The 7,777-nt window shown below is 64.4% G+C and carries 6 protein-coding genes and 1 pseudogene; 5 read left to right on the top strand and 2 right to left on the bottom strand.

The annotated features are described in order from the left end of the window. Window positions 1-135 precede the first annotated feature (135 nt). From metK to aroA, 3 genes and pseudogenes are all read left to right on the top strand, one after another. Window positions 136-1,137, top strand: a pseudogene (metK, locus tag U1E69_RS07025) (methionine adenosyltransferase); the annotation flags it as partial. 123 nt (window positions 1,138-1,260) lie between these two features. Further along, window positions 1,261-1,947 carry a tRNA (guanine(46)-N(7))-methyltransferase TrmB gene (gene trmB / locus U1E69_RS07030; RefSeq protein ID WP_322243643.1) on the top strand — a complete coding sequence of 229 codons (687 nt, stop codon included), beginning with the start codon at window positions 1,261-1,263 and terminating at the stop codon, window positions 1,945-1,947. 120 nt (window positions 1,948-2,067) lie between these two features. Further along, window positions 2,068-3,414: a 3-phosphoshikimate 1-carboxyvinyltransferase gene (gene aroA / locus U1E69_RS07035; protein WP_322243648.1), complete on the top strand. Its 1,347-nt coding sequence runs from the start codon at window positions 2,068-2,070 to the stop codon at window positions 3,412-3,414. A gap of 395 nt (window positions 3,415-3,809) precedes the next feature. On the opposite strand, the gene U1E69_RS07040 is transcribed toward aroA, so the two are convergent. Continuing rightward, window positions 3,810-4,736 carry an alpha/beta hydrolase gene (locus tag U1E69_RS07040; protein ID WP_322243644.1) on the bottom strand — a complete coding sequence of 309 codons (927 nt, stop codon included), beginning with the start codon at window positions 4,734-4,736 and terminating at the stop codon, window positions 3,810-3,812. 297 nt (window positions 4,737-5,033) lie between these two features. Between U1E69_RS07040 and U1E69_RS07045 the strand changes: the two genes are divergently transcribed. After that, window positions 5,034-5,600 carry a hypothetical protein gene (locus U1E69_RS07045; protein ID WP_322243645.1) on the top strand — a complete coding sequence of 189 codons (567 nt, stop codon included), beginning with the start codon at window positions 5,034-5,036 and terminating at the stop codon, window positions 5,598-5,600. 23 nt (window positions 5,601-5,623) lie between these two features. Then, the gene (locus U1E69_RS07050) at window positions 5,624-5,983 is read left to right on the top strand and encodes a hypothetical protein (RefSeq protein ID WP_322243646.1); all 360 of its coding nucleotides are present in this window, start codon (window positions 5,624-5,626) and stop codon (window positions 5,981-5,983) included. Between the two features lie 513 nt (window positions 5,984-6,496). On the opposite strand, the gene ettA is transcribed toward U1E69_RS07050, so the two are convergent. Continuing rightward, window positions 6,497-7,777 (bottom strand): energy-dependent translational throttle protein EttA (gene ettA / locus U1E69_RS07055; protein WP_322243647.1); only part of this gene is annotated, 1,281 nt, incomplete at its 5' end.

A 7,777-nucleotide genomic window follows, 5' to 3' on the forward strand; every position in this document is an offset into this window, starting at 1 on the left:
TGCCCTTCGGCGAGATGGCGGCGCTGGACACCCACATCCCTGGTGCTTTGCCACCGACGCCCTATGCCCGCTGGGGGGACGGACCGCTGGCGCTGTTGCTGGCAGGTCTCGCCCTTCTGGCGATGATCGGGCGGCGGCGGTGAGGTCGGCCTGTCGTCCAAAGAGGCGACCAAGGCAATGATGGGCCGGATCGACGGCATCGTCCGCGACTGCGTGAAGGACATCGGATACGAGCAGAAGAAGTTCCACTGGGAAAAGATCAAGGTCCACAACTACATCCACGAACAGTCCGCGCATATCGCGCAGGGCGTCGACAAGGATGGCGCGGGCGACCAGGGCATCATGTTCGGCTATGCCACGCTGGAGACGGCAGACTACATGCCGGCGCCGATCCAGTATGCCCACGCGATCCTGCGCCGCCTGGCCGAAGTGCGGAAATCGGGTGCCGAGCCGACGCTGGGCCCGGACGCGAAAAGCCAGCTGACCTTGCGCTATGCCGATGGCAAGCCGGTCGAGGTGACCTCGATCGTGCTGTCGACCCAGCATACCTCCAAGCGCCAGACCTCGAAGGTCATCCGCAAGATCGTGGAGCCCTATATCCGTGAGGTCCTGCCCGACGGCTGGATCACCCGGAAGACCGAATGGCACGTGAACCCGACGGGGACCTTCGTGATCGGCGGGCCGGATGGCGACGCGGGCCTCACGGGGCGCAAGATCATTGTCGACACCTATGGTGGCGCGGCGCCCCACGGCGGCGGCGCTTTCAGCGGCAAGGACCCGACCAAGGTTGACCGCTCGGCCGCCTATGCGGCGCGCTATCTGGCGAAGAACGTGGTGGCCGCAGGGCTGGCCGACCGTTGCACGCTGCAGGTCAGCTATGCCATCGGTGTGGCGAAACCGCTGTCGATCTATGTCGACACCCACGGCACCGGAAAGGTTCCGGAAGCGGTGATCGAGAAGGCCGTGGCCGAGGTGATGGACCTGACGCCTCGCGGTATCCGCACCCATCTGGACCTGAACCGCCCGATCTACGCCCGCACCAGCGCCTACGGCCACTTCGGCCGCGCGCCCGAGGCCGATGGCGGCTTCTCGTGGGAACGCACGGATCTGGTCGAGGCGCTGAAGAAGGCCGTGTGACCGGGCAAGCCGTCCTTGTGGCATCGAGCCACGCGGACGGCGTCGCCAGGTCCGGCTCCGGTCGCGCCTTGACGCTGTGGTCCCGCTCTGTTTGAAGGCCCCGAAGCAATCCGGGGCCTTTTCATGACCGACGCGCCAGAGCGCCGCAACTTCTATGGCCGCATCCGCGGCAAGACCCTGCGCGCCAGCCAGAAGGACTATCTGGCCGAGGACCTGGTTCCCCTGACCCTGCGCGGTGTCACCCGGGAGGAGAACCCGTCGCGATCGCTGCTGGACCTTGGCTTCGTCAAGGGGCCGCTCTGGCTGGAAGTCGGCTTTGGCGGCGGAGAGCATCTGGTGCATATGGCCGCGCGGAACCCCGACGTGACGATCCTGGGGGCTGAGCCTTTCGTCAATGGCATCGCCATGCTTCTGGGAAAGATCCGGGGGGCGGGGGTCACGAACCTCTGGCTGCATCCCGGCGACGTGCGTGACCTGTTCGACGTGCTGCCTGACGGCTGCCTGAGCAAGGTCTTTCTGAACTACCCCGACCCCTGGCCCAAGGCCCGCCACCACCGCCGCCGCTTCGTGACGCCGGAATACCTGGGGCCTTTGGCGCGCAAGATGGCTTCGGGGGCCGAGTTCAGGGTGGCGACTGACATCCCCGACTATGTGCGCCAGACGCTGGAGGAGGTGCCCCCCGCAGGATTCAAGCTGGTCGCGCAGACTGGCTTGGGCGCCGCCTGGGACGATTGGCTGTCCACCCGCTATGAGCAGAAGGCCCTGCGCGAGGGTCGCCTGCCGCATTACCTGACCTTCCATCGGGGCTAGGCCGGCGGGGCAGCGCCGGAGTTTTCAAAAACTCCGGACCGATTTCTTTGAAGAAATCGGGGTCGCGCGGGGCTGTCGCTTGCGTTATCAGGCATGCCGGAACCTGTAGGGGAGACGACGATGTCCGGCCACGGCGAAGCGCAACCGATGAAATCCCGCAAGTCGGGCCCGTTGAAGGGCGTGGCGGCCGTGCCGGGCGACAAGTCGATCTCGCACCGGTCGCTGATCTTTGGCGCGATGGCGGTGGGCGAGACGACGATCACCGGGTTGCTGGAAGGCCAGGACGTGCTGGACACCGCCAAGGCGATGCGTGCCTTCGGGGCGACCGTCACCCGGCATGGCGAAGGGGCCTGGACGGTGAACGGCGTTGGCGTTGGCGGTTTCCAGGAACCGTCGGACGTGCTGGACGTCGGCAACTCTGGCACCGGCGCGCGGCTGATCATGGGGACCATGGCGACGACGCCGATCACGGCGACCTTCACGGGGGATGCCTCGCTGCGCAAGCGCCCGATGGGCCGGGTGACGGACCCCTTGTCCATGTTTGGTGCCCGCGCCTATGGCCGCAAGGGCGGCCGCCTGCCGATGACCATCGTCGGGGCCGCGAACCCGGTCCCGGTGCGCTATGCGCTGCCTGTTGCCTCGGCTCAGGTCAAGTCGGCGGTGCTGCTGGCAGGCCTTAATGCGCCAGGCGAGACGGTGGTGATCGAACGCGAGCCCACGCGGGACCATTCCGAGCGGATGCTGGTGGGTTTCGGGGCGCAGCTTCACGTCGAGAAGACCGCCGAGGGCCATGTCATCACCCTGACCGGCCAGCCCGAACTGCGCCCGCAGACCGTGGCGGTGCCGCGCGATCCCTCCAGCGCCGCCTTCCCGGTCTGCGCGGCCCTGATCGTCGAGGGGTCGGACATCCTTGTCCCCGGCGTTTCCCAGAACCTGACCCGCAACGGCCTCTACCTGACCCTGGTCGAGATGGGCGCCGAGATCGAGTTCCAGAACCCCCGCGAAGAAGGCGGTGAGCCGGTGGCCGACCTGCGCGTCCGCTTCAGTGGCAATATGAAGGGGATCGAGGTGCCGCCGGAACGTGCGCCCTCGATGATTGACGAATATCCTGTGCTGTCGGTCGTGGCGGCCTTCGCCCAAGGCAAGACGGTGATGCGGGGCATCAAGGAGCTTCGTGTCAAGGAGAGCGACCGGATCGACGCGATGGCGCGCGGACTGGAAGCCTGTGGCGTGCGCGTGGAAGAGGACGAGGATACCCTGATCGTGCACGGCATGGGTGCGGGTGGGGTTCCGGGCGGGGCGACCTGCGCGACCCACATCGACCACCGGATCGCGATGAGTTTTCTGGTCTGCGGGCTGGCGGCGAAGGCCCCGGTTGCGGTCGATGACGGCTCACCGATCCAGACCTCGTTCCCGATCTTCGAGGGCCTGATGCGGGGACTTGGGGCCGAGATCGAGCGGGGCTGACCTCGGCCCGCCTGCTTAAAAGACGTCAAGCAGGTAGAGGATGATGATGATCGGGATCGGGATGCCGATCAGCCAGGCAAGGGCGCCTTTCATGGGGTGTCTCCTTCGGATGGTTGGTTGCCCTGACAACGCCCGGTGAAGCGAGGCGGTTCCCGATCAGGGATCAACCGTGGGGCGGACGAAGATAGCCGAGCCGGTACAATGCGTCAGGCGTTTCCGTGGGCGTGGTCGGGGCTCGCCCTTTTTGTCGCGGGAATCCGGATGCACGCGGTGGTCCTGCGTCTGGCTCGGGCATCGGACCGTAGGACCGTTGCCGACGACCAGCCACAGAAAGCGGTCGCATGACTGGCTGCGCGGTTTCCGATGGCAGGCGGTACGGTGCGCTTTGGCGCACCCTATGCTGAGCCGGTCCGTTCGAAGGGCCAGCGGGCCTCGGCAAAGGCAGTGATGGCGGCAGTGATGCGCGCGAAACTTTGCGCCGCACGGGGGACGGAAGTCCGGGCACGGAGGTAGCCGTGGACAAGGCCCTTTTCGGTGACGGAATGGGCACGTCCCCCGGCCTGGGTGAGCTTCGCGGCATAGGCCGGGGCGTCGTCGGCCAGGGGGTCGCATTCGGCGGCGAGGGCGAGGGTCATCGGCAGGCCCGTGAAGTCGGTGTCTTTTAGCGGGCTGACGGTGGGGTCTTTCTCCGGGGCGGGACCGTCGTGGCGGATGTCTTTGTAGAAGAGGACGTCGTCGCGGGTCAGCATCGGGGCGTTCCCGTGGGTCAGGTAGCTGCCTTGGGTCAGGTCTCCGCCGAGGCCGGGGTAGATGAGGACCTGGCCTTTGATCTGCGGGTGGCCGCGGAGGGCGTGGCAGGTGGCGGCGGCGAGGTTGGCCCCGGCGCTGTCTCCGACCAGGATCAGGGGGCCTTTGGCGGCGAGGGCGCGGGCCACGGCGCAGGCGTCGTCGAAGGCGGCGGGGTGTTTGTGTTCGGGGGAGAGGCGGTAGTCGGCGGAGACGACGGTCAGGCCGGTGGCCCCCCGGATGTCGGCGCAGACTCCGTCGTGGGAGTGGAGCCCGCCGACCACGAAGCCCCCGCCGTGGAGGTAGAGGACGGTGGGTTGGTCCCCCGGGTAGACCCGGCAGGGGACACCGGCGATGGGCTGGTCGTGGGAGGTGACGCCGGAAGGGTAGGGGGTGTCGAAGGTCGCGCACATCCGGTCGTAGATCGCGCGTTGGTCCGCGATGGAGAGGGTCGCGGTGTTCTCGGGGTAGGAGGCGTTGGTTTTTTCGATGAAGGCCCAGGTGGGGGCGTCGATGAGGGTCTGGTAGTCGGGCATGGCGGGCCTCCGGTTCGCAGCGGAGTGTAGGGGTGGTGAGGGGGGCTGTCCACGCAGGACAGGGGCGGGGGAGGCAGGGATATCAAGGGATTGGGTGTGGGCGTTTACTTTGCGTTAACTCAGGCTGCGCATATTGGCAAAGTCGCTTGGCACGGGAAGAAGTGCCTACGCGTCGCGCCCTTGGTTTTGCATCCAGAAAGAAAAGTTCCAACTTAAAATACACGCATAGATTGCCATGATTTGGTCATAAGTGCATGAAACTAATCACAAGTGTGACAGTCCTTATGTGAGTTCCGTATGCTTGACACCTCGAAACTACCTCGCTCGTTTTCCGTTCCGTTCGGCGAGACGTCCTACGATTTTGTCGTCACGGGCGCCTCCGATGAAAAGTCACTTGTGTTGAATGTCGCGCGCGAAAATGGCGGGCAGCGCCGTCAGTTTGGCAACGGTCTGACCATCGACCGACACGCGGGTCACTTTCACTTTGCTGACGTGGTGCAGGAAGATATCAATGGTCTGACCCCAACGGCGATGAAATTGAACGCGATCCCGGCAAAGTTGCTTTCTGTTGTATGGCGGATGATTGGCGGCCTTTTGGGTGCGGCACCTGGAACATTCTTCCTCAGTGGCGGGGGATTTGCGCTGGGCTGGAACCTCGTGATGCTGGCAATCCTGATTGCCATCATTGCCTTTGCACTGACCGTCGGAATTTATGTCGTGGCACCACTGCTTGCGATCTCGGTGATCTGCTTTGTCGTGGAACTTGCCTATTTTAAGCCCAACGAAGAGCAACGGATCAAGGCGTTCATGGAAGGCATTGCCGGGAATGTTCGCGATCTGGTCGAAGAAACCGTCGTCCACTGACAATCACAAAGAAGGGTTTCAAAATGAACCGTCGCAGTTTTCTGCTGTCAATACCCGCGACGATGGTCGCAATGACTGCGGCCCACGCTGAAGGCGACGCACTTGCCGTCGCGTTCAACAACTTGTCGGCCACCGAAAAGGTAGCCGCCCAAGAAAAGCTGGCAGCGGGCGGCTTTTATACTGGAGGACTTGATGGATCGTTCGGTCCGGGCACCAAGTCGGCAGCGATAAACGCCGCTGCGTTCATTAAAGACAACAGCTATGGGAAGATTATCTTTGACCTGTCATCAACGAGTGGCGCAGAAAAGTTCCTTGTTTCCCTGACGACCGGCGATCTGGACAAATATCTGTGGGGCGAAGGGGACGAATCCGACGGAGGCTGAATAGTAATCAGTCGCCGCGCGTTGGTTAGCGGAATTGGGGGCCAGATAAGTTGCTGGCGAAGCTTGTGAAGTTTCCCCTCGCCCGGAATCAGGTGCGGAAGCTTGCTGGGCCACGCCTTCCCCACTGCCCGGCCACGGGCCGGGCGTTCTTCGCGAAAATCCTTTATTGGAGGGTTTCTGAGCGCTCATCTCCCCCTCGGGAGGGCGCTTCGTGACGGCGGCCTGTAGAACTGCGGTGGGAGGGGGTGAGGGATAAAGGGCTTTGATCCCGCCTTGGCTTGGGCCCGCCCGAGGGAAGGCGCGGCCCTGTTTTGCTCGCGGGGTGGTGGGCAGATTGCCCACCCTACGCGCGGTGCAGATTGGTAGGTGGTTTGGCGTTGGGGGAGTGGCGCGCAATGAATGCGCACCCTACGGGTGGTGCGCTGTAGCGCACCCTACGGGAGTTGACAGGTGGCGAGGGCGTCGGGGCAGGCCCCGACCTACGGGGTGGGGGGAGTCGGGGTGAACCCCGACTTACCGCGCGAACCGTTTGTACTTCACCCGCTTCGGCTCCAGCGCATCAGGGCCCAGGCGGCGGACCTTGTCTTCCTCGTAGGCCTGGAAGTTGCCCTCGAACCATTCCACATGCGCGTCGCCTTCGAAGGCGAGGATGTGGGTGCAGAGGCGGTCCAGGAAGAAGCGGTCGTGGCTGATGATGATTGCGCAGCCGGCGAAGTCTTCGATGGCGGCTTCCAGCGCCTGCAGGGTTTCGACGTCAAGGTCGTTGGTCGGTTCGTCGAGGAGGAGCACGTTGCCGCCCGATTTCAACAGCTTGGCCATGTGAACGCGGTTGCGTTCCCCGCCCGACAGCAACCCGACCTTCTTCTGCTGGTCCGTCCCCTTGAAGTTGAACGCCCCGGTGTAGACGCGGGAGTTCATCTGCATGTCGCCGAGGTGGATGACCTCGGCCCCGCCAGAGATCTCCTCCCACACGTTCTTGTTCGGGTCCAGGGCATCGCGGGATTGGTCGACGAAGGCCAGTTTCACCGTCTCGCCCAGCTTGATCGTGCCTTCATCGGGCGCTTCCTGGCCGATGATCATGCGGAACAGGGTCGACTTGCCCGCACCGTTCGGGCCGATGACGCCGACGATGGCGCCCGGCGGGACGGTGAAGGTCAGGTCCTCGATCAGAAGCTTGTCGCCCATGTGCTTTTTCAGGCCCGTGACCTCGATCACCTTGTTCCCAAGGCGTTCGCCGTTCGGGATGATGATCTGCGCGGTCGAAGCGCGTTCCGAGACGGTCTGCCCGGCCATCTCGTTGTAGCGGTTGAGGCGGGCCTTGCCCTTGGCCTGACGCGCCTTGGCGCCGGAGCGGATCCACTCCAGTTCCTTTTCCAGCGCCTTCTGCTTGGTCTTGTCCTCACGCGCTTCCTGCGCCATCCGCTTGGCCTTCTGGTCCAGCCAGGCGGAGTAGTTGCCTTCGTAGGGGATGCCCCGGCCGCGGTCGAGTTCCAGGATCCAGCCGGTGATGTCGTCCAGGAAATAGCGGTCGTGGGTGACGATCAGGATCGTGCCCTTGTAGTTGATCAGGTGCTTTTGCAGCCAGGCGATCGACTCGGCGTCGAGGTGGTTGGTGGGTTCGTCGAGAAGCAGCATGTCGGGCTTTTCAAGCAGAAGCTTGCAGAGCGCGATACGGCGGCGTTCCCCGCCCGAAAGCGTGGTCACGTCGGCATCATCGGGCGGGCAGCGGAGCGCGTCCATCGCGACGCCGACCGTTGCCTCAAGCTCCCACAGGTTGCCGGCGTCGATCTGGTC

Source organism: Tabrizicola sp. (assembly GCF_034366665.1).
Classification (GTDB): Bacteria; Pseudomonadota; Alphaproteobacteria; order Rhodobacterales; family Rhodobacteraceae; genus Tabrizicola.